At 45.2% G+C, this 22310-nt stretch carries 19 protein-coding genes and 1 pseudogene; 4 read left to right on the forward strand and 16 right to left on the reverse strand.

Annotated elements, in window-relative coordinates; genetic code table 11:
* Positions 1-307: 307 nt before the first annotated feature.
* The 6 genes from V3C97_RS07055 to jag form a co-directional block, all read right to left on the reverse strand.
* Complete coding sequence (locus V3C97_RS07055; RefSeq protein WP_317294711.1) at positions 308-853, reverse strand: folate family ECF transporter S component; 546 nt, start codon at positions 851-853, stop codon at positions 308-310.
* Positions 854-1350: 497 nt separating this feature from the next.
* Positions 1351-1725, reverse strand: a complete 375-nt coding sequence (locus V3C97_RS07840; RefSeq protein WP_422392851.1) for an acyltransferase family protein — start codon at positions 1723-1725, stop codon at positions 1351-1353.
* The gene (locus V3C97_RS07060) at positions 1716-2447 is read right to left on the reverse strand and encodes an acyltransferase family protein (protein ID WP_338434111.1); all 732 of its coding nucleotides are present in this window, start codon (positions 2445-2447) and stop codon (positions 1716-1718) included. The genes V3C97_RS07840 and V3C97_RS07060 overlap by 10 nt, the downstream gene beginning before the upstream one ends.
* A gap of 147 nt (positions 2448-2594) precedes the next feature.
* Positions 2595-4217, reverse strand: a complete 1623-nt coding sequence (locus tag V3C97_RS07065) for an ABC-F family ATP-binding cassette domain-containing protein (protein WP_338434112.1) — start codon at positions 4215-4217, stop codon at positions 2595-2597.
* 122 nt (positions 4218-4339) lie between these two features.
* Positions 4340-5206 (reverse strand): ROK family protein, encoded by an 867-nt coding sequence (locus V3C97_RS07070; protein WP_278838572.1) that lies wholly within the window; start codon positions 5204-5206, stop codon positions 4340-4342.
* Positions 5207-5606: 400 nt separating this feature from the next.
* On the reverse strand, positions 5607-6365 hold the full coding sequence (gene jag / locus V3C97_RS07075) for an RNA-binding cell elongation regulator Jag/EloR (RefSeq protein WP_338434113.1): 759 nt from the start codon (positions 6363-6365) through the stop codon (positions 5607-5609).
* A 187-nt stretch (positions 6366-6552) separates the two neighbouring features.
* Between jag and V3C97_RS07080 the strand changes: the two genes are divergently transcribed.
* A complete protein-coding gene (locus V3C97_RS07080; protein WP_338434114.1) occupies positions 6553-7404 on the forward strand; it encodes an aldo/keto reductase in 852 nt (283 codons plus the stop codon).
* A gap of 499 nt (positions 7405-7903) precedes the next feature.
* On the opposite strand, the gene V3C97_RS07085 is transcribed toward V3C97_RS07080, so the two are convergent.
* The gene (locus V3C97_RS07085; RefSeq protein WP_027826328.1) at positions 7904-8719 is read right to left on the reverse strand and encodes a Cof-type HAD-IIB family hydrolase; all 816 of its coding nucleotides are present in this window, start codon (positions 8717-8719) and stop codon (positions 7904-7906) included.
* Positions 8720-8852: 133 nt separating this feature from the next.
* Complete coding sequence (locus V3C97_RS07090; RefSeq protein ID WP_268889710.1) at positions 8853-10457, reverse strand: APC family permease; 1605 nt, start codon at positions 10455-10457, stop codon at positions 8853-8855.
* 266 nt (positions 10458-10723) lie between these two features.
* Between V3C97_RS07090 and V3C97_RS07095 the strand changes: the two genes are divergently transcribed.
* A complete protein-coding gene (locus V3C97_RS07095) occupies positions 10724-11578 on the forward strand; it encodes an NAD(P)H-binding protein (RefSeq protein ID WP_278838568.1) in 855 nt (284 codons plus the stop codon).
* 73 nt (positions 11579-11651) lie between these two features.
* A complete protein-coding gene (locus tag V3C97_RS07100) occupies positions 11652-12083 on the forward strand; it encodes an Rrf2 family transcriptional regulator (protein ID WP_009551309.1) in 432 nt (143 codons plus the stop codon).
* Between the two features lie 111 nt (positions 12084-12194).
* On the opposite strand, the pseudogene V3C97_RS07105 reads toward V3C97_RS07100, so the two are convergent.
* From V3C97_RS07105 to V3C97_RS07140, 8 genes and pseudogenes are all read right to left on the reverse strand, one after another.
* Positions 12195-12833 (reverse strand): annotated as a pseudogene (locus V3C97_RS07105) (transketolase-like TK C-terminal-containing protein); the annotation flags it as partial.
* Positions 12834-13112: 279 nt separating this feature from the next.
* Complete coding sequence (locus V3C97_RS07110; protein WP_338434115.1) at positions 13113-13724, reverse strand: NUDIX hydrolase; 612 nt, start codon at positions 13722-13724, stop codon at positions 13113-13115.
* A gap of 195 nt (positions 13725-13919) precedes the next feature.
* Positions 13920-15734 carry a heavy metal translocating P-type ATPase gene (locus V3C97_RS07115; protein ID WP_338434558.1) on the reverse strand — a complete coding sequence of 605 codons (1815 nt, stop codon included), beginning with the start codon at positions 15732-15734 and terminating at the stop codon, positions 13920-13922.
* 187 nt (positions 15735-15921) lie between these two features.
* On the reverse strand, positions 15922-16917 hold the full coding sequence (locus V3C97_RS07120; protein WP_338434116.1) for a hypothetical protein: 996 nt from the start codon (positions 16915-16917) through the stop codon (positions 15922-15924).
* A gap of 43 nt (positions 16918-16960) precedes the next feature.
* Entirely contained in the window at positions 16961-17842 is an 882-nt protein-coding gene (locus tag V3C97_RS07125; RefSeq protein WP_338434117.1) for an alpha/beta hydrolase, read from the reverse strand.
* 63 nt (positions 17843-17905) lie between these two features.
* Complete coding sequence (locus V3C97_RS07130) at positions 17906-18949, reverse strand: zinc-binding dehydrogenase (protein ID WP_216543094.1); 1044 nt, start codon at positions 18947-18949, stop codon at positions 17906-17908.
* Between the two features lie 142 nt (positions 18950-19091).
* Positions 19092-19628, reverse strand: a complete 537-nt coding sequence (locus tag V3C97_RS07135) for an NAD(P)H-dependent oxidoreductase (protein ID WP_338434118.1) — start codon at positions 19626-19628, stop codon at positions 19092-19094.
* On the reverse strand, positions 19625-20038 hold the full coding sequence (locus V3C97_RS07140; protein ID WP_338434119.1) for a MerR family transcriptional regulator: 414 nt from the start codon (positions 20036-20038) through the stop codon (positions 19625-19627). Before V3C97_RS07140 ends, V3C97_RS07135 begins: the two co-directional genes overlap by 4 nt.
* Positions 20039-20217: 179 nt before the next feature.
* On the opposite strand from V3C97_RS07140, the gene V3C97_RS07145 reads away from it, so the two are divergent.
* The gene (locus V3C97_RS07145) at positions 20218-22140 is read left to right on the forward strand and encodes a M13 family metallopeptidase (protein WP_338434120.1); all 1923 of its coding nucleotides are present in this window, start codon (positions 20218-20220) and stop codon (positions 22138-22140) included.
* Positions 22141-22310: the final 170 nt, after the last annotated feature.

The following is a 22310-nucleotide window of genomic DNA, read 5'->3' on the forward strand; positions in this document are numbered from 1 at the left end:
CTCGCCAACGGCATTCAAAATAATCGCGTCTTCTTTCACCGATCCATAACTATATATGCACCTGTGATCGACGCTTAATATCATTTTCGTTCAATTGTATTCTATGTATTCAGTAGTCTTTTTGCTCCCCAATGATTAAAACTACAAAAAGACAATATACATATTTATATTATCATTATGCTTAGGCTATCCACAAGAGCAAAAAATACGCTCGACATGCCTAATACTGCTGCAAACAAAAAGGCACCCCACTCCGCCTGTTTCTTTCAGCTGGAGCAAGGTGCCCACTTAAACTTAGTTATCTAATTTAATTCACCGAAATATTCCGTGCTCTTAATGCCCGAACTAGCGCCCCGAGGACAATAAAGCCCACCAGACTTTCCACCGGCCAACTGATCACTTCTTTCGGCAACCGTACCCAAAACAATTGGGTAAATGGTACCCCGCGTATGATGTGCAGCCACAAAGTGTTAAAAATCACATTCGTAATCGTGATTTGGACCAATTCGTAGGCAAATAGCCGTGGTAAACTAATCCGTTGTTGGTGCAAGAACAACCCGGCAATCACCCCCGAGATGAAAGCACTCAACGTGAACCCCGGGAAGAAACCAGCGCCCGTCGAAAGGATCGTATTGGCAATGATATCATCAACGATCATCACCATACCGCCTAACCACGGTCCCAGGAAATATCCGATCATCGCGGTTCCAATGAAACCCAGACCAGCTTTGAGGACCTGGGTATTACCTACGGAAAGCTTCCCTAGTACCACTTGCACTGCAATCAGCATCGCAGCTACCGTCAACGTCTTGGTAGTCAGCTTAGGACTACGCCAGGAAAAATACTTTGTCATGTTAATCAACTCCCAAAAATTATTTGCGGGAGGACAGACACCAGAATCTTATTCAGTTTCAATTGGTGAATGCGGAAAAAACACGTCGGTCACATGACTTTGACCACTCCTCCATCGTTCACATTCCGTTCCGAGGGAGCGTTGCGCGTAGTTTCCTACCCCTACGTTGACTAACTATACCACAATATTCTTTTAAGTCCATCACTGAGTTTTTTACTATATTGTGGATCAATTTTTCTGCCTAACACTTAGCACTCTACCTCATTAGTCAGCGCCCAAAACTTGTTGCAATAAATTTTTTCGGCACAATTTATCAACTTGAACACAAGCGACACGAAATATATTACAATATGCGCCATTTCTCTGTAAAAAGCATGAAAACAATCCACTTTTGCACCTATATTACGATATATCGGGAGTTCTTCTATCTTTTACCTACTTAGATCAACAATAAAAAATCTGCGTTCATATTTCAATGAACACAGATTAACGACCAACTATATCAATAAATGTTTAACAATAGGTATTCGTTTAATAAATTCAGCTACTGAAGTACACAGCAAAACAAATACAATCGTAAAAATAATATTGAACCACAATGTCCGTAACGATGAATGCTTCATAACCATTGGTCCCAAAATATCAAGAATTATTTCATGGATTAAATATATCCCTAAAGTGTTCTTGGACACTGTTTCTATGACAACATTTCTATGGTTAAAATTCAACACTAGGACATATAACGCCAAGATGTTTACTAGTGTTGGGACTGTATCATATCCTTCCCAAACAACATCCCATACCGCTCCATTAACCTTTGAGTAAGATATACCCAGTAACCAAAGAAAAGTGCATGATAATACTATTGCCAATAAAGCATAAATATTTCTTTTTTTACTGGTACAGACATCAACTGATCTTTGTACTCATACACAAGCCCGCCTATACACGAATATACTACCGCATAATAATATGGAGCTCTGAAAGGATCGAAAATATTAAAAATCCCCAAAAGGTCAATGTCTCTGCTTGTAGCTGCAGAATGTATAATTTGCGTAACACAAACATCCCATATGTTATTTATAAAAACACGTCCAAATGTAAATATCCCACACACTACTACGAAGTACAGAAAGACCCTTCTGTTATAATCAAAAACTATTTTAAGTAATGGAAAAATAAGATAATAACTCACAAACGCACCTAAGAACCACAGATGTCCTATCCACCCGCCTTGCCACCGCCATAAAATTCTCAATATTTCTTTGCTAGAGAGGTAATCTCCGCGTATAAACATCAAAATAACTATTGTTAAGATTCCCCAAACAACTGCCAATAACATGAATCTGAGAATTTTCTTCACATGTTTCTTTAAATCAAACTTTCTATGAAAAACTAAAAAACCATTAGCAAAGAAAAATAGTGGTACACAAGTTGACAAAATTGTTCTAAAAAAATACCGGAAATAATATATGGGCAACTTATTACCAATGAAATTAAAATCATAGAATGAACAATGATACGCCAACACAAAGAATATTGCGAGCGTTTCAAGCAAATCAATTCCATGATCTCTTCTAGAAATCTTCCCCATCCCTAACCCGTTCCTTCCCTGAAATAATGTAATAAAAGCTTTTAACATTATAACATTATAAATTCATACCTATGTGTTACAAAATATTTACTAACTAAAACAGCCCACCACATCCTAGTAGTGAGCCGCACAATTAATTATCTGTTCTTAATATAACTTGGCTACTTGTTCCTGCACAGTTGGGTGAGCCAAGAACTCATCATACGTTGTATCGAAGCGATCAACCACACCATTCGGCCCCACTTCGATAATATGATTAGCAATTGTCTGAATATATTCATGGTCATGAGATGTAAACAGGATGGAACCACTAAAATCAATCATGGCATCATTCAGCGCTGTAATTGACTCTAAATCTAAGTGGTTAGTCGGATCATCCATCAAGAGTACGTTAGGTTGCTCTAACATCATCTTTGCCAGGATACACCGCACCTTCTCGCCCCCAGACAAGACTTTGATCTGCTTGGTAATATCATCACCTGAAAATAGCATCTTACCTAAAAAGCCCCGCAAGAAAGTATTATCATCCTGCTCCTTGGAAGCAAATTGACGCAACCAGTCTAAGATGCTGAGCTCATCATTTTCAAAGCTAGCATTAAGGTCTTTAGACATGTAACTACGGTTCGTTGTTTGGCCCCAAGTTACCGTCCCTGCATCAGGTTGCAATTCTCCCGCCATGATCTGCATCAATGCTGTTGTTGCCCGGTCGTTACGGGAAAGGAAAGCAACCTTTTCCCCAGGCCGGATGATGAAGCTAACATTGTTGAGGAGTTGTTCGCCGTCAACAGTATAGGAGATGTTTTCTACCTTGACCAAATCGTTACCTAGTTCTCGTTCCAGGTCGAACTTGATGAACGGATACTTCCGCGAAGACGGCTTGATATCATCAAGGGTAATTTTTTCTAACTGCTTCTTCCGTGAAGTTGCCTGCTTGGACTTAGAAGCATTAGCCGAGAACCGGGCGATAAACTCCTGCAATTCTTTGATCTTTTCTTCCTTCTTTGCGTTCGCATTAGCCTGCAGTTTAGCTGCTAACTGGCTAGATTCCAGCCAGAAGTCATAGTTTCCGACATAGAGTTTGATCTTTCCAAAGTCCACATCACACATGTGAGTGCAGACTTGGTTGAGAAAGTGGCGGTCGTGGGAAACCACGATTACAATATTTTGGTAATCAGCTAGAAAGTCTTCAAGCCAGGCAATAGTGTGCACATCTAACCCGTTGGTTGGTTCGTCCAGCAAGAGGATGTCCGGTGAGCCAAAGAGGGCTTGAGCCAAGAGCACTTTCACCTTGTCACTTTCAGCCAGTTCACTCATCAGCAAGTTATGCTGCCCCTCTGGGATTCCCAAGGATTGCAGCAGCTGAGCCGCTTCGGTCTCAGCATTCCACCCATCCATTTCTGCGAATTCCGCCTCTAGTTCTGCTGCCTTGATCCCATCGGCTTCAGAAAAGTCTGGTTTGGCATACAAGGCGTCTTTTTCCTTCATAATATCGTATAGCTTCTTGTGCCCTTGAATCACAGTTTCCAAGACCGGAAATTCTTCAAAAGCAAAGTGGTCCTGTTGCAAACTAGATAATCGTTCGTTGGCACCGATCGTAATCGAACCCGTTGTCGGCTCGATTTGTCCTTCCAACAGGTGGAGGAAAGTCGACTTGCCGGCGCCGTTAGCACCAATAATGCCGTAACAATTACCGGGGGTAAATTTCAAATTAACATCATCATAGAGTAAACGTCCCGAGAAGTTTAAACTCAAATCATTTACAGTAATCACAGATTTGCCCTCATTTCTTTATCGTTACATAGAATGTAACACAGTTCACTAGCAAATTAAAAGCGCCATAACAAAAAGCGGGGGTTCACGAACTCCCGCTTAAATTGCAGTATTTACTTCTTTTATAAGTTGTCGCCAGCCCACAGCAAGCAACCCTTGATCCCAGCATCATCGCCTAAGCCAACATGAACAATGTAATCTTCCATGTTTGGTGTATCGAGATAACCATTGAGCAATTCTGCTGTTTGCTTCCGAATCTTGTCAAAGAGTTGTTCTTGTTTCATTACGCCCCCACCAAAGACAATAATGTCTGGTCGGAAGGTCACGGTGTAAGTAGCGCATGCTTGAGCTAAATAAAATGCTTCATAGTCCCAAACTTTGTCATCAGCGGCCAAAAGGTGACCCTTCTTCCCAGCCCGGGCTTCCACTGCTGGACCAGCTGTCAGCCCTTCGATACAGGATCCATGATATGGACATACACCCTTAAAATCATCGCCTGGATACCGCCGTGGGAGCATGTGGCCACCTTCAGGGTGGCTAAAGCCCTGGAAGAATTTGCCATCTTGAACATAGCCGACACCCACACCGGTCCCAACAGTTACATACAAAACATTCTTGTGGCCCTTAGCAGCGCCAGCCTTGTATTCACCGTAACCAGCAATGTTAACGTCCGTTGTCCATAAAATCTTTACCCCTGGGTATTGTTTCTCCATCGCACCGACGAAATCAAAGTTCGTCCAACCTGGCTTTGGCGTGCTGGTAATGTAGCCATATGTAGCTGAGTCTTCGTTAATATCAATTGGCCCGAATGACCCAATTGCGATCACTTTAACGTCGTATTGATCGAAAAATTTAAAAACGTTGGCCATGGTTTGCTCTGGTGCTTCGGTTGGAAAGCGCACGCTGTCCTTGATTTCACCATCTGGTGTCCCGACTACACAGACAAACTTTGTTCCGCCTGCTTCAATTCCGCCAACTAATGTTGCCATAATAAATATCCCCTATCTTGGTATGATTACAACTAAATTATAATATTATGAAAGCGCAAACACCAGTTACTATTTGTGTCAATCGTTTATCATAATACTTACTATAATAACAGTTATAAGCAGATAGCGCTATCATTATCAGGATATTCGCTAAAAAGTAGCTGTCTTTATGTCCTTTTTAGCTGATTTAAAAGCTTTTTTGTCCCTATATAATTAGCAATACGGACATTTTTTCGAGCGCTAAAAGAGACTTTAAGCAGGGTTTTTCAACTGATGAACTCCTTCTTTTTTCCGAAAATACCCATTATTTTCCTGGTAAAAAGTCCTTATCCAGACTATTTCTCCATAAAAATACGCCCCAGATTAGTAGACCTAATCTAAGGCGTGTCCCTGATATAGACTATCGATGAACCGGTTCAACCACAACTGACCGGTAAGGTTCGCGACCCCGAGAGTATGTTTTGACGTGGTCATTGTGGGCCAAGGCTCCATGAATAACTTTACGTTCAAATGACGGCATCGGATCAAGATATTGGCTCTCTCCCTGAGCGATGGCATTCCGCGCAACCCGCTTAGCCAAGCGCTCCAGGGTTTCTGCCCGTCGCTGCCGATAATCAGCCACGTTGAGCTCAACCCGCACATGGTGACGCAGGTGCTTATCCAAAAAGACTTGGGCTAAAAGTTGGAGCGAATTGATTACCTTCCCGTGCTTGCCAATCAGGAGCCCTTCCGTTGGGGTGGTAAAATCGTACCGCACCACATGGCTTCCTGGAGTTACATTGATCGTAGTTGTAATCCCCATTTGTTTGGTAATATCCGCCAAATAATAGCCTAACTCGCGAAAGGCTTGGTCCCGTTGCTGGCGTGCAGAACTAACCGGCGGTTCCACTGACGCCTGTGTCGGACCAGCTTCAGGCGTTGCTACCTTAGCTGGATCAGGAGCAGGCGTTGCTTCTGATTTAGCAGCTTGTGTCGGCGTCGGTGCGGGTTCCTCTTTAACAGTCATTGTGATCACAGCGTCACGCCGTCCAATTCCCAAAAAGCCCTTCTTCGGGGTGACTATGACTTGATATTCTACTTGTTCAGGTTGCTTATTCAGAGTCTGCAACCCAGTGGCAACAGCTTCAGCGATAGTTTTACCTGTATATCTCGTTTTCATCGACCTCCATGGAATTGGCGCGGATTAACGCGCTATATTTATGCTAATTATAACAAAAGTAACATGCTGAATGTAGTACCGGATCTTGGGTAAGGCTAACATTTTAGTTTTACTTTCTTATTTTTTAAGAATACAATTAGAATGAAACTTGTTGCAAGTTATCATGGCATGAAGAGAGGTTATATTTATGCGTAGCATCATTGACACATATTCCCTGAGTAACGGTACCCAGATCCCCGTGGTTGGGTTTGGAACATGGCAAACTGCTCCAGAGATCGCCAAATCTGTGGTGAAGTCTGCTTTGGTTTCAGGTTACCGGCACATTGACACTGCCGAAATGTATGGCAATGAAAAAGAGGTTGGTCAGGCCATCAAAGAAAGTGGGATCAGTCGCCGCCACCTCTGGGTTACTTCCAAGCTTAACAATTCTTTCCATAGCTATGACCTAGCTAGCCAGGCAATTGATCAAAGTCTTGCTGACTTAGGGCTTGATTATCTCGACTTATTCTTGATCCACTGGCCAAATCCAGTTGCCTTTCGGGATGAAAACTGGGAAGCCCACCTTCAAGATACTTGGCACGCATTAGAAGATGCTTACCAAGCTGGTAAACTCAAGGCAATTGGGGTGTCTAACTTCCGTAAGCACCACCTCCAAGTTCTCGAACAGACCCAAAAAGTTGCCCCAATGGTTAACCAAATTCGGATCTGCCCGGGTGATCTTAATCAGGAAACGATTGCTTATAGCCGCGACCATGGCATGTTACTTGAAGCATATAGTCCTTTGGGAACGGGGAAGATTTTTACAGAACCAACCATGCAAGAAATTGCACAGGAAACTGGCAAGACGGTGGTCCAAGTTTGCTTACGGTGGTCGTTACAACACGGATTCTTGCCGTTGCCAAAGTCGATCCATCCTAATTATATTGAAGATAATACTAAGATTTTTGATTTTGAACTTTCGCCAGAACAAATGCGGCGCATTGATGCCCTGGATGGGGTTGTGGGTTATGCGACGGACCCAGATACGGCTGGTTTTTAAAGAAGTGTGAACCAGCTCGGTTAAAAGGCGTGGGATAACGGACACCCCGGTGGGATGATGAAGTCATCCACTGGGGTGTTGTTATCCATAGGCTTTTGAGCTGGTGAACACGTTATTTGAGCTGGTGAACACGTTAATAGAAGTGCTGAGCATTGCGGGTAAGAGGCGTGCTGTAAGGGAACAACTGATGGGGATGATGAAATCATCGCCGAAGTTGTCATTTACAGACGAGCCGCTTGCAATGTGAGGCACGACAATAGAAGTGCCGAGCATCGCGGTTAAAAAACGCGACCTAACCTAGGTAACGAATGATGAATATCACAAATACCGCTGTTTACATTCACTTCACATATTAATTAATCGACCGAGGCTGGGAGAAAATACTGTTTTCTCACCAACCTCGGTCTTTATTTTTTAGATAGTCTGAAAAATAACCACAAGTCTAGTAGCTCAGTAACTTGCTACAAAGGTTATTTCCTACTCATAGCTCTTTCAATGTTTATTTTTCTGCTCGGTCTAAATAATCTTCTAGGGTTGCCAGGACCCCACCATTGTTGTTATCCGCCACTGCTAAATAATTAGCCGTAGCTTTAACGTTAGCATTACCATTGGGCATGGCATAAGAATACTTGGCTAGCTGCAACATACTCAGGTCGTTGTCCCCATCACCAAAAGCAATCAAATCATCCGCGGTTAGGTGCCATCTTTGTAACAACTGGGTCAACCCCCAGCCCTTGTTAATCCCTGGTTTGGTGATGTCAATTGAGTCGTTCCCACTAGGAGTAATATCCAATTCACCGTGGAATTTCGTATCAAGTTGGGTCTTGATTCCAGGAACAGCATCATCCTTTACCAACATCGAAATTTGGAAAATGTCATCTGCTGGTAAAGGTAATAAGTCACGGATAACGTGTTTAGGATAATAAAAACCCATGTGCTCCATGAATTCTGAGGAAGTATTGCGCGGGAAATATCCTTGCTTACTTCCAGATAAGGCAGGCGCAATCCCCAAATCTTGTTGGAGGAAGGCTACTGCTTCATGAACCTTATTCCGGTTTAACGTTGAAGCTAATACTTGTCGTCCCCGCTCCAGCGCTTGCGCCCCATTTTCCGCTAAAATCGTCAATTGATCCGTGTACTCAGTAAAGTATTGTTGGAGAATCTGGGCAGGATTGCCACTAGCTACAACCACCTGCACCCCATGGTCTTGCAACCGATGAAAAACATGGTTGAAGCGGTGATAATCATACTTCTTATCATCTTGTAAAAAAGTGCCGTCCATATCAAAGGCAACAACTTTAAATGGTAACGTCATACAAAAACTCCTCTACTCTTAATTCATAGTTCAGAATAGCATATATCTAGAAACGCTTACAATCATTATCAAATAAAAAGAGACTACAAGCAGGTCGCTTGTAGCCCCTCGTCATACTAGTATGCCTAGTTTTTTATTTATCTTCGTAAGTGCGTTTAACTTTAGCATTAACCTTTTCCGCGGCTTCCAGGTCAGGGCCATCAACGCGCGACCGAACTGCCCACCAATAGAAGATCAATGAAGCCCCGATAATTACTATGAAGTCAAAAGGATATCTAAGGATGTCCCTTCCTCCAAAACCGGTGCTTCCAAGGTACGAAACCACAGAGATAAATACCAAGTAAACCAAGAGCCATAAGGCCCCTTTTAGTTGCCGCCGCAACGGTACATGGTTGTAACGCAGGTCATAGTAGAAGTAAATTGGTAGACCTAACAACACAATTCCGATCACTTCGACCGTAGTTGGCCACATTGCCCAGTAAATAACCAAACCAGTCATAACAAAGGATACTGGCGCAACCCATGCCAGGTGACGTGAGTTAAAGGGACGGGTAAAGTGGGGACGCAGTTTGCGTAAAGCTACTGCTGTCACTGGCCCGGTAGCATAAGCAACGAAAGTCGAGATCGACACTACTGTTGCCAATTTGCTCCAGTCACGGAAGAAGAACACCAAGACCATCGCTAAAAACAGGTCTGCTAGCATCGCTAGCCGTGGAATCATATAACGGCGGTTCATCCGCCCCAACCATGCTGGCAAATTACCATTCCGCGTCATTGCCGCCAAAGTTCTAGATGAAGTAGCCACGAAGGTTACCCCTGTTCCGAATGGGGACACAAACGCATCCACGTACAATAGTAAGGACAGCCAGTGCAACCCTAATAAGATCGCCAAATCAGCAAATGGGGATGCAAAATTGATCCCATGCCAACCCACCCGAGCCAGATCACTCGGAGTAACTGCACCAATAAATGCCACCTGCAAAAGGATATAGATCACTGCCGTGATTGACAATGAGATCCATACCCCACGGAAGATGTTCTTCTGAGGATTGACCATCTCACCGCCCATATTGATTACTGTTTGGAAAGCATCATATGACAGGATAATCCCGGATACAGCCACCGCTTCAAAGATCCCCCGGGTTCCATACGGCATAAAGGTCGCAGAGTTGTGTCCAAAGTTGCTCCCGTGAAAACCAGCGATGATTAACATCAAGATCGTCAAACTCGGGATTAGAATTTTAAAAACTGAAATCAAACTGGTAAAATGCGTTAATAGTTTGACTGACCAAAAATTAATCAGGGTAAAAACAATCATAATTGCAAAGACAACTAATAACCCTTCCGTAGTGATGGTCCCATCTGCCATAAACTTTCGGGTCCAGTTAGCCCAAGCCCATGGCCAAGAGCTCATATACTGGACACACGCCACGGCTTCAATGGGGAGCAAGGTCACCAACGAAACCCAGTTAGCCCAGGCAGCGATAAATCCTAACAAGGGGCCGTGGCTGTACTGTGCAAACCGACTCATCCCCCCGGATTCGGGAAACATCGTCCCCAATTCGACATAATTAAAAGCAATCATAATCATGATAATCGCCCCGATGATCCATGAGATCACCGCAGCTGGTCCCGCAACCCGGGCAGCTGCGCCAGAGCCAAACAGCCAGCCAGACCCAATCAATGAGCTCAAGGCGAGCATTACTCCAGAAAAGAGGCTAATTTTTCGTTGACGCATGCTTGTTCCTCCATTCATCCTAACTCCCCCATTACACACAGGGTACATAATTTCCAGTATAGCACACGCTCAGCGTGTATATCAGCTAGGGTTCAAGTTTTGTCACTTCTTGTAAATGGAAAATATTAGTAAATAAAGACTAAGGCTGGGAAGAAAATAATAATTTCTCCCAGTTTAAAATAATCGTAAGCAAACTTGTTGACTTTAAAATAACATAAGTTATACTAATGCATGTTAATAATAAAACAACAAAGGAGATAATACTTATGAAATATGCTATTACTGCTGCCACAGGCCACTTTGGACAATATGCAGTCGCTGCGCTCAACCATGCCGTAGGGGCTGATAACGTTATCGTTATTGCTCGCAACCAAGAAAAAGCCACCAAACTATTCCCTAATAATGAAGTTAGAATTGGGGATTATGACAGCGCCCCTAGTATGACGGAGGCTTTGCATAGTGTCGACCGGGTTCTCTTTATCTCATCCCAACCTGGAGGACCAGTTGCCCGGCTCGACCAGCATCAAAACGTGATTGCTGCTTTGCAAGCTAACCACGTTGCTCTGACTGTTTATACTAGTTTTCCTCATGCTGACCAAGCGCAAAGTGCTCTGGCCAGTGACCATCGGGCCACCGAAGTAGCAATCCAGGCTGCGGGGCTCAAACACTCTTTTGTCCGTAATAACTGGTATTTAGAAAACGAAGCAGGCTTTATCCAAGCTCTAGCTCACCAACAGCCAGCTGCTTATTGGACTGACCAGGCAATGGGCTGGGCGGCTGAACAAGACTACGCCCGGGCTGCTGTCAAAGTTTTAACCATGGATGATCCCCAACCAAGCTATGAATTGGCCGGTCCAATTCGGACTTATGCGCAACTTGGACAAGACCTTGCTAGTACATTAAATATTACCAACACCGCTACTTTGGTAACACGGGAAGCCTACATTGCTGGGCTCGAACAGGCAGGATTTGACCACGATACAGCAAGCCTCTTTGCCTCTTTCCAAGAACCCGCAGCCGTGGGAGACCTGCGCCATGCCAGCGCTGATTTGATGAATTTGTTGGACGGTGACTTGACCCCATTGACTACGGTTGTCACACGGCTTGTTGAACAAAAATAAGCAAGTTGATCGTTCCTTTCTGCTAAATATGGTATCCTTACACCATGACAATTAACGCGAAGGATGAATGCCGATGAAATTTTCTCATAAACTAAGCGATGCAATCCATATCTTGGCCTATCTGGACATCTTTAAAGATGGTGACCGGTCAAGTAAACAAATTGCTGCTAGCATTGAGGCCAATCCCAGCGTAGTTCGGAGTCTTATGTCGGATCTGCGCCGGGCTGGTTTGATCCAAAGTCAACAGGGGGCACCCAATGCTACCTTAGCCAAAGATCCTGCTAACATCACTTTGTTGGATGTTTATCATGCTCTCAATATGAACCATGATTTACTCCATATTGATCCGAAAACTAACCCTAACTGTCTGGTGGGAGCCAATATCCAAGATACTCTTAATGAAGTTTATGCTCAGGTTCAAGTAGCAGCCGAAGCACAATTACAGGCAACTACTTTACAAGATGTCATCACTGGGATCTTGCATCGTCATCAAAATAAGCATTAAAAATAGCGGCGACAGAATGTGAAATTACATTCTATCACCGCTATTTGCTTTTCAACCTATCTTTCTTTTTTAAGCATATATTCGGATAAGAAAGATAGTTTAAGCCGTATTTTATAAGTTCATGAAAGTGTCAACTACATTGGCAACATTCATACCCAGCTGATCTAATACCAAATCGCCAGGAGCAGAAGCACCAAAGTGGTCGATCCCGATGGAAGCACCATGGCTGCTAGCAAACTTAGCCCAGCCAAAAGTTGCAGCCGCTTCAATTGTCACCCGTTTAGTGACCGCAGCTGGCAAGACCGCTTCTTGGTAAGCAGGATCTTGTTGAGCAAAGCGTTCCCAGCTTGGCAAGGAAACAACGCTCACATCTTGACCGTGGTCACGGAGTTCACTTTGAGCTGCCAATGCCAGGTTGACTTCTGAACTAGTAGCAATCAAAATTCCATCTGGCACTGCCTTAGTGGCTGGTGCTACGACGTAACCCCCTTTGTCAACTCCCGCAAAGACTGTTGCTTGATCAACCGGAAGGGTTGCGAGGTTCTGCCGGCTCAAGACAAGCAGCGTTGGCTTGTCAGTAGTTTGGAGGGCAGTTGCCCAAGCTGCGGACGTTTCATTCCCGTCAGCTGGTCGCAATACCTGCACATCGGGGATGGCCCGCAAACCGGCGAGTTGTTCGATTGGTTCGTGAGTTGGCCCATCTTCACCAACCGCGACTGAGTCGTGTGTCAGGACATAGATTAGTGGAATTTCTTGGCGCCATGATATCAACTCCTACTCTTTACGATTCTTATTGTAAGGAAAGCGTTATCATAAATTAATGCCAACTCCTTATATTATTTAATAAGTATACCCCTTAACTATTACCTTAATACTTGAACTATATTAGTCCCTAACTCCTTAAAACCTTGCTATATCAGGATTTTTCCTACATCATGCCTCCAAAAAAACTGGATTGATTTTTTCAAACCAATCCAGTGTGTGTAAATATCATTGATAAGTATACTTAATATCCACAAATATATTTTTTCAATCAAACACAGGTTGCCATTGAGGATCTTTGTAGGCCTCAAAACACATCTGCACCTGTTCAACCGTCGTTTTGTCTGCCATCAAAGGTGGTAATTCATCTTGGGCAAAATATTCATAGCCTAAAGTTTCTGAATTTTCGTGAAATTCTCCCCCGGTTACCTTGCATAAGCTGAAAACTTTACAAATTCCATACGCATATGGGGGTTCATTGTGGAGATTCCGATCATGCAAAGCAATCAGGCGTTGCGGAATAGCGTCCAACCCTGTTTCTTCTTTGACTTCCTTAATCGTATTATTCTTAACCGAGAGGTTCACCTCTACCCAACCGCCTGGCAGCGCCCACTGACCGTTGCTCTCTTGCACCAGCAGAATCTTGTCGTCCTGAAAGATCGCTGCCCGACAATCAAGTTTAGGTGTTTGATATCCTTTTTCATTACAAAATAAATCTTGGACCCGTTCAACTGGTATATCGGCATGGACCGCCATGATCTCAGCTGCAATCTCCCGAATACGCTGGTAACGTTCCTTGTCATATACATCATGTCCATAGTGTAAACCTGCTTGGGCCAAACTCTGTAACTCAATCGCCCAATCCAACCATTGTGCCATAATATCTGTTCCTTTCGATAACGCTTACTAACTATATGATAAAACATTTTTTATTCATCAAACAAATAACCGTCAGGTTTAGGAAATAATTATTGTTTTCCCTAAATCTGACGGTTAACTGTGAATATTGATAACCACTATATTTCTCGACAAAATAGCCCCACGCTTTCACGTAGGACTATCCTTAGCTTGCTATTAATTTCTACCGTGAGCACTCTTAGCCCGCAAGCCCCAGAGGATACATACCGTATCTACCACTTCCTGGAGCATCGCGCCGATAATTGTTGGGACCCAGCCGGTTGAACAAATCAACATCAACGCGGTACAAACAGCAATCCCAATCCACACAGCTTGCTTAGCGATCCGTAATGTATCTTGGGCAATTTCCACCGCTTCAGCCACCTTCTGCAGGTTATCTGTCAGGATCACCACATCCGCTGACTCACTGGCTGCCGTCGACCCGTGTGCCCCCATCGCGATCCCAACATCAGCCACTTTGAGGACTGGGGCGTCATTGACCCCATCCCCCACCATAATGCTCGGTCGCTGGTCTGGGCGTAAGTCGTTGAGGTGGCTTACCTTATCTTTGGGCAATAAGTCACCATATACTTCATCAATTCCGACTGCCTGGGCGATCTGATCTGCGATCTTTTGCTGGTCGCCCGTCACGATCATTTGGTGACTAACTCCGGCTTTACGAAGGCGGTTCAACGTTTCGCCTGCTTCTGGTCGGAGCTGATCCTCTAATTCAATCCGGCCCCAATATGCACCATCAACTGCTACGTATACTGCTGTAATAGGCACTTGGAGGATCTGGCTTGCGTCAAGTTCCTCCACAATGAAGGCATGCTTTCCGACCTTTACCTCGTGGCCCGCCACGGTCGCAATAATCCCCTTAGCGGTCACTTCATTCATCGTAGTCGGATCGGTCAACGTCAAGCCCTCTTCCTTGGCCCGGCTAACAATAGACTGAGCTAGGACGTGACCCGAAGTCTGCTCAGCGCTAGCAACTAAAGCCAACAATTCGTGAGGATCGCGCCCCGATACAGGAACAACTTGACTTACTGCCAAGTTTCCCCGTGTTAAAGTTCCTGTCTTGTCGAAGGCCGCCGTTTGAGCGGTCGCCATTTTTTCAATCACTGCCCCCGTCTTAACTACAACCCCTGCATGGGAAGACCGACTCATCCCCGAAACAAAGGCAACTGGGGCTGCTAAGATCAAGGGACACGGTGACGCCACCACTAAAACTTGCGCAAACCGTACCGGATCTTGGGCTACCCACCAAGCAATCCCGGCAATAATATATGCAACGATGGTAAACGGTAAAGCGTAACGGTCCGCCAAGCGGACAAAGTCAGCTGGTGTTTGGTCCGCTTGCCGAATCAATTCCACCAATTGCTGGTATTGACTATCCTGGGCTGTCCGCTCAACCCGCATCGTCAAGGACACATCCCCATTCAACGAACCCGAAAGCAGCTCGTCTCCAGGTCCTTTATCCAGGGGCTTTGATTCCCCCGTTAAGGAAGATTCATTCACCGTACTGTTCCCTTGGACAACGATCCCGTCAACCGGGACTAATTCACCTGGTCGCACCACTACCTCTTGGCCCACCTGGATCGCTTCTACGGGTTGGTCAACCAACTCGCCGTCAAGTCTGACATGGCCGATCCGCGGACTATTGTCCAGTAACGTCTTGAGCTCACTGTGCGCCCGGGCATTAGCATAATCTTCCAGGGTATCACCACCGATAAGCATCAGTAGGATCACCATTGCCGCCCAGTATTCTCCCACGGCCAAAGTTGCGACAATCGCCGTCACTGCTAACAAATCCACTCCGTAATCACCAGTGCGCATCTTTTTGACCATTTCAATCAGCATTGATAGTGCAATGATTCCCCCAGCAATCGTATTAATTGCTTGGGCCCACAAGGCTTGGTGCAATCCCCACTCACAAATCATGGCCAGGACTGCTACCCCACCTAGGAGCATTAACTTTTGTTTATGTGCCATCATCCGTAACCCCTTTCATCTTTCTTCTATAACTATTGTAACAAAGATTGAAATAGAATGATTTATATTCCACAGCTTTTACCTATCCCAGCTCCGTCAATGATCAAATTGCTACTTTAGCCCCAGCAAAAATAAAAAAAACACCGTTAGTTTATAATTTTTAAAAACTAACGGTGATCTAATAATTCTATGCTAATAATGCTTGGGCCTCAGCCACCCCAAATTGCCGTGAACGTACTAGTTTCCGCCCATGTTTATTCAACATTTGCACCGCCCGTTGGTGCAACTTTTCCACTTGCTGATCAGGATGCTGAACAGTTATTTGGGCATAAAAAGATATTTCTTGCAGTTTGAGCTCGACCTGTGCTCGTAATTTTGTCAGGGTTAATGTTGCTGCTTCATTCCGATCCAGGCAATAGTATTTATTCTGGCGGCGGTGGAGCGCATAGTTACGGGCATTGGTCATGATCCGGTGCCGGTCCTGTGGCGTCAAATTCAACTGACTCAACTGCAACTGAAAGGCCCGCACCAATTGGGCTAATTCTTCCCAGTTGGTTAGCGTTGCTTGATAACGTTCCTGTTTTTCAGCTGGTGAGAGCCGTGGTTTGTCGGGACGTAGCAAGCGACGTAACCGTGCAACATCGTCTGCTAATAATGGCAAATCAACCTGGTCAAAAAGATTGCACCGCTGGTAAAAAACACTTTGCTTCCTACCGGCAAACCCGTGCTGCTGGACCACCCGTTCATAAAGAGCATGCGGGAACCGCTGTCCGCGTTGGTAGGCCACCAACACGCGGTCAACATACAGGTTGATCGCGTTCAACCCTTGCTGAATTTCACGAACAACCTGGTGGGGGATCGCTGCATGTTGGGCAAAATGCGCACTCCCCAACATCAAAACCTGACCCGTTCGGCGTGACTTGAGGATGAATTGATTTTTCAAACGCCGCCCACAATCACAGTACAAATTCGTCCCCCGGTGTGCATGTGCCATATGGTACCACGGATCAACTTGTACCCCTTGAAAGACCCAGTCAGTATTGTGCAAATAGTGGCGGGTGTGAAAGCGTGATAAGATTGTGAATCGGGTAAATTCCCCCAGTGCCTGCACCTGATCAGCTGTCAGAGTTGCCATAATCTTCAAACGCTGCTCCCTTGTCAGGGCAGTAATCTTGGTTGGCATCGCCAACTCTCCTTTCCAAAGATACTGCTCTAAGATTACCATATCACTTCCGCCAGAGGAAATTGACTAACAAACGATCCACTTGCTGGCTTTCATGTAACCGACTATGTTGGGCATCATGTCCAGTAATTTTATTTTCCTGGTACGACCGGGCCCTAGTAGCTACCAGGTAGCGGTAGGAGCGGGCTGAGGCAACTGGTACCGCCCCGTCATTTCCATCTCCCTGGTCACCGTAAATATTGAAGACCTGCGTTGTTTTGGGGAAAGTATGGCGAAGTGGCAGTAACGCCCGGTAACCTGGTAACATTCGGTCGGGTTTTCCCGTTTGCGGGTCAATGCTTGTCTGTTTGGCACCAGCTTCGCCATTAAAGCCGTTAAAGTGACCGGCGATTGCAATCACATGGTCAATTTGTGGTAAGTGCTTATTATGCACGTTGTTTTTGATATAGTTGGCTACCAAAAGGTTACCCATCGAATGTGCCACCAAATTCATGTGTTTAAACCCATATCTTTTTTGCATGGTTACCACAACGGCTTTTACATACTGACTGCGTTGGTCATAAACTTTGACAAAATCCTTCCTTTCCGTGGCGGTCATCTTATTGTTATCCAGGTTAACCAGAATGATGGGATTGCGGGTTTTTGGAGGAATAGTTCCGTGCCAGGTCACCCGCCCGTTGCGGGCCACATTCGCCCGCACAACAGTATTAGTCACGCCCTGTTTGCGGGCGTAATTTGCCATCTGGCGTTCAGCCCGGTAGCTCGAACCATAACCATGAAAAAAGATGGTTGGCGTAGTCGTCTGCCGGTATTGGCGGGCCAAAGCTTTTCTTTGGTAAGACCGCAGCCCCAACCCGCCGCCAGTAACCAACAAGAGGACGAGCAGGCCGCCGAGAATCCACCATGTTACTTTTTGCTTGTGCATAACTTCTCCCTTCTAATTAAAAAACTTATCCACTTGGGGATAAGTTTTAGTAATCACTTCTTACTAGTCACTAACCTTAACATAAGCCTTGATGGTCTTCCGGTCAGCCATATCCTGGTAAGCAGCATTGATTTCATCTAAAGTATACTCTTGAGTAAAGACCTTCCCCGGTTCAATCGCTCCATCCAGCACAGCCTTAAGTAAGACTTCCTTGTCGTATGTCGTCACTGAGGCTGGGCCACCAGCCAAAGTAATATTCCGATAGAAGGTAGCAGCTGGATCCATCTTTTCGCCATGGGGCAAGCCCACCCGACCAATTCGCCCACCAGGGCGTACTACCCCAAAGGCTTGGTCAGTTGAAGCCTGGGCCCCAACACATTCCAGAACTGCGTCGGCACCAGTACCACCCGTTAATTCCACCACTTTTTGAATGCCTTCTTGGCCCCGTTCAGCTACAAAGTCCGTAGCCCCAAAATCCAGGGCCATCTTTTGCCGATCTGCGTGCCGGCTCATGATGATAATTTGGGAAGCACCCAGCATCTTAGCAGCAATAACAGCGCATTGGCCTACTGCTCCATCGCCAACAACGACCACTTTATCGCCCGCACCAACATGGGCCGTGACAGCAGCGTGGTACCCTGTTGCCATAACATCAGCCAAAGTTAACAAAGACTTGAGCATCCCTTCGGAATAATCTTCCGGCTGTCCGGGTACTTTCACCAGCGCCCACTGTCCATGCTGGAACCGAATATACTCAGCTTGATTGCCATTAGTAAAGTTATCACTGTGGTCTTGACATACACCATCAAATCCCGCTAAACAAGCTGGACAATGCCCACAACCATGGGTAAAAGGTGCAATCACAAAGTCACCCTTCTTAACCGTAGTAATAGCCGCTCCCACTTCTTCAACGATCCCGATGGCTTCGTGACCAGTGTTTTCTGAGTGAGCTTCTTTAGCATCCCCAGCTGAGTATGCCCAGAGGTCTGACCCACAAACACAGGTCCGAACGACCTTGATGATAACATCATCATCTTTTTCAATAGTTGGCATCGGCGCTTCCACAACACTCATTTTTCCCGCTTTTTCAAAAATAGCTTTCTTCATATTCAATCCATCCTTTCTTTACTTCTTTTCATCAATCAACATTGTTCCCTGAGGCGGATTAGCCGTCAATGGCCCCACACATACCGGGGAAACCATAATGTCTGTTTTTCCTAATTGTACATAATCCATAACTAATCACCTGCTATTCAAAATCGCCCAGCACTGGTAACGTCGCCTGGGTTAGGTAGGTTGCATAGGCCTGGACTTGTTGTTCCAGTTGTTCCTTACCAATCGTCGAAGCTCCCACTGTGATAAAGGGTTTAACAAACTTCGTCCCAATCAGGCGGCTCGTTGCCTGGAATGGCCGGAGCAATTCTGTGACATGGTACTTGGCAAACTTATCCCGGTCATAATTATCTGCTCCTGGTGAAACCGCAATTACCAGTTCCTTGCCATGGAGTGCATCGCCTTTTGACCCGTAGGCCCAACCATATTCCAAGACATCATCTTCCCATTGCTTGAGCAAAGCTGGCGAACTATACCAATACATTGGGAACTGAAGCACGATTCGGTCTGCATTCGCCAAGACTGCTTGTTCCTGGGCAACATTAATTTTAAAATCCGAGTACAACCGGTACATGTCCCGCACCTCGATTTCTGCCGGCAAGCCTGCTGCCAAAGCACGGTTAACCCGGGATGTATTTAAATCTGGGTGAAATACTAAAACAACTGTCTTCATTTTCTAGCATCCTTTTTTTCTGCAAAGTGGAGCCAATCAGCCCCTACTTTAACTTCTCCTCTTTCATAGCGGGTAACCTTGCCTTCTAGCCGGTGAATCGATTTGTCCAATTGTTCACGCTGGGTTAATAACACTGCTAACTGCTCCCGCAAAATCTTTTCCCGGGCGGGGGCGGTTTCATCGCCCTGTTGCAATAAACTACAATATTCAATCAGCGGTTCAATCGCCATCCCTGACGCCCGAAAACACAAAACCATTTCTAACCATTCTTGGATACTCGGCGGATAATAACGGTTCCCGTTAGTCTGCCGGGGTACAGGTGGCAACAAGCCAATGCGCTCATAATAACGCAGGGTATCTGGTTTCACGTGAAACTTTTCTGCCACTGCTGAAATTGTCGAATCTGCCATCTTATCTCCCTCCAGTTACAATTTCTAAGTTCATCATATTACTTGGAGCGGACTCTAAGTCAAACAATATTTTTCAAAAATTAAACTTTTGGCGTTCAGGGTTAATTCTGTGAAATCAATAATATTTGGGCTAAAATATAAATAACAACTCATTGACTACGCATGAAAGGATGACCTGAATGACAAATAAACAATATCCAATCAATGAAGCATTGCTCAAAGATGACCTCTATCAGGCCGTTAATGGTGAATGGCTCCAACATGCTGTCATTCCAGCAGACAAGCCAACTACTGGGGGCTTTGCTGATTTGGCTGACAACATCGAAAAGACCTTGATGGCCGATTTCCAAGCCATGCTCGATGGCAAAGATATCCCGGATGATCCTTATTTACAAGAATTCATCAAGTACTACCGTAAAGCAGCCAACTTTGATGAACGGGAAGCCCTTGGCTTTGCCCCAGCACAAAAGTTTCTTGACCGCATTTTGGACCTTAAAGACCTCCAAGATTGGCAGGAAGCCTTACCAGAGTTGACCATGAGTGGCTACCCCACACCATTCCCAATGTCAGTTGACCCTGATATGAAGGACACTGCCCACTATGCCCTCTATGCCGAAGCTCCTCACTTGATCTTACCGGACAAAACATACTACACAGACGAAAAAAAGGATCAGGCAGACCAATTGCTGGCAATTTATCAAAATATGGTTCGCAAGTTGTTCTCCTTGGCTGGTTATAGCGCTGACTTCGCTGAGGACCATCTCCAGCGGGCGTTGGCTTTTGATGCTGCTCTGGCACCCCATGAAAAAGACTCTACTGAGCGGGCTGACTATACTAAGATGTATAACAAATATACTCCAGCAAAATTTGCACAAACCAGCAGTGCCATTGATCTAGTAGCTTATGCGCAACGCTTAGTTGGAACCACGGTTGACCAAGTAATCGTCACCGAACCTAACTATTATGCTGCCTTAAACCAACTAGTAACACCCGCTACTTTCGCTCAAATTCAAAGTTGGATCGTGGTCAAGATGCTGATTGCTATGGCACCTTACTTAACTGATGAAATGCGGGTTACCAGTGGTGAATATGGTCGGGCTCTATCAGGATCAAAGGAAGCAAAAAAACCGCAAAAAGCGGCTTATTACCTGGCAACTAACCAGTTTGACCAAGTTGTTGGGCTCTACTATGGCCACAAATATTTTGGCCCTCAAGCCAAAGCTGACGTCCACCACATGGTTGAAAAGATGGTCGCTGTCTACAAGCAACGGTTAGAAAATAACGACTGGCTGAGTGCTGCCACCCGTAAACAAGCCGTTGTTAAGCTCAATACTCTGGGAATCAACGTGGGTTATCCGGACGAGCTAGACCCGCTCTACACTAAGTTCAGTGTCGATGAATCTGCTTCGCTTCTGGATAATGATCACGAGTTTACTAAGATCATCCTCAAAGACCACTACGGACGTTTAACCAAACCTGTCGATCGGACCCGGTGGGGAATGCCAGCACACATGGTCAATGCCTACTACAACCCATCGTTCAACATCATCGTCTTCCCCGCTGCTATTCTCCAGGCACCATTTTATAGTTTGGACCAACCGGCCAGCGCTAACTATGGGGGAATTGGGGCCGTTATCGCCCATGAAATCTCCCATGCCTTTGATAACAACGGGGCGAAGTTTGACGAATACGGGAACATGAACAACTGGTGGACTGATGCAGACCTCAAACATTTCCAAGAACTGGCTGAAAAGATGATTAAGCAGTTTGACGGGCTCACCACTCCTGCCGGCAAGGTTAACGGTAAATTGGTGGTCTCAGAAAATATTGCTGATGCTGGTGGTCTAAGCTGTGCTCTGCAAGCTGCTAAAGAAGACGGCTCTGCTGACCTGCGGGCCTTCTTCATCAACTGGGCTCGGATCTGGTGCATGAAGTCCTCCCTTGAACGGCAAAAACTCTTACTGGCAATCGATGTCCACTCTCCACACGAGCTTCGGGCTAATATTCAAGTTAAAAACCTGGATGATTTCTATCAAACATTCAATGTCCAACCAGGTGACGGAATGTACTTACCTGCAAGCGAACGGGTAAACATCTGGTAACTTGTCATTCACTAATAAAAAAGGACTGTGACATAAGTCCCTAATAATAACTCTAAAATAAAGCAAGAACCGCTCAGAATTTCAAATGAAATTCCGAGCGGTTCTTTTATTCAAAGGACTTATATCACAGCCCACATTGAATTTAATAGCTCTAATTTTTGAAGATGAAT

It is taken from the genome of Ligilactobacillus saerimneri, assembly GCF_036689625.1.
In the GTDB taxonomy this organism is placed as follows: domain Bacteria; phylum Bacillota; class Bacilli; order Lactobacillales; family Lactobacillaceae; genus Ligilactobacillus; species Ligilactobacillus saerimneri.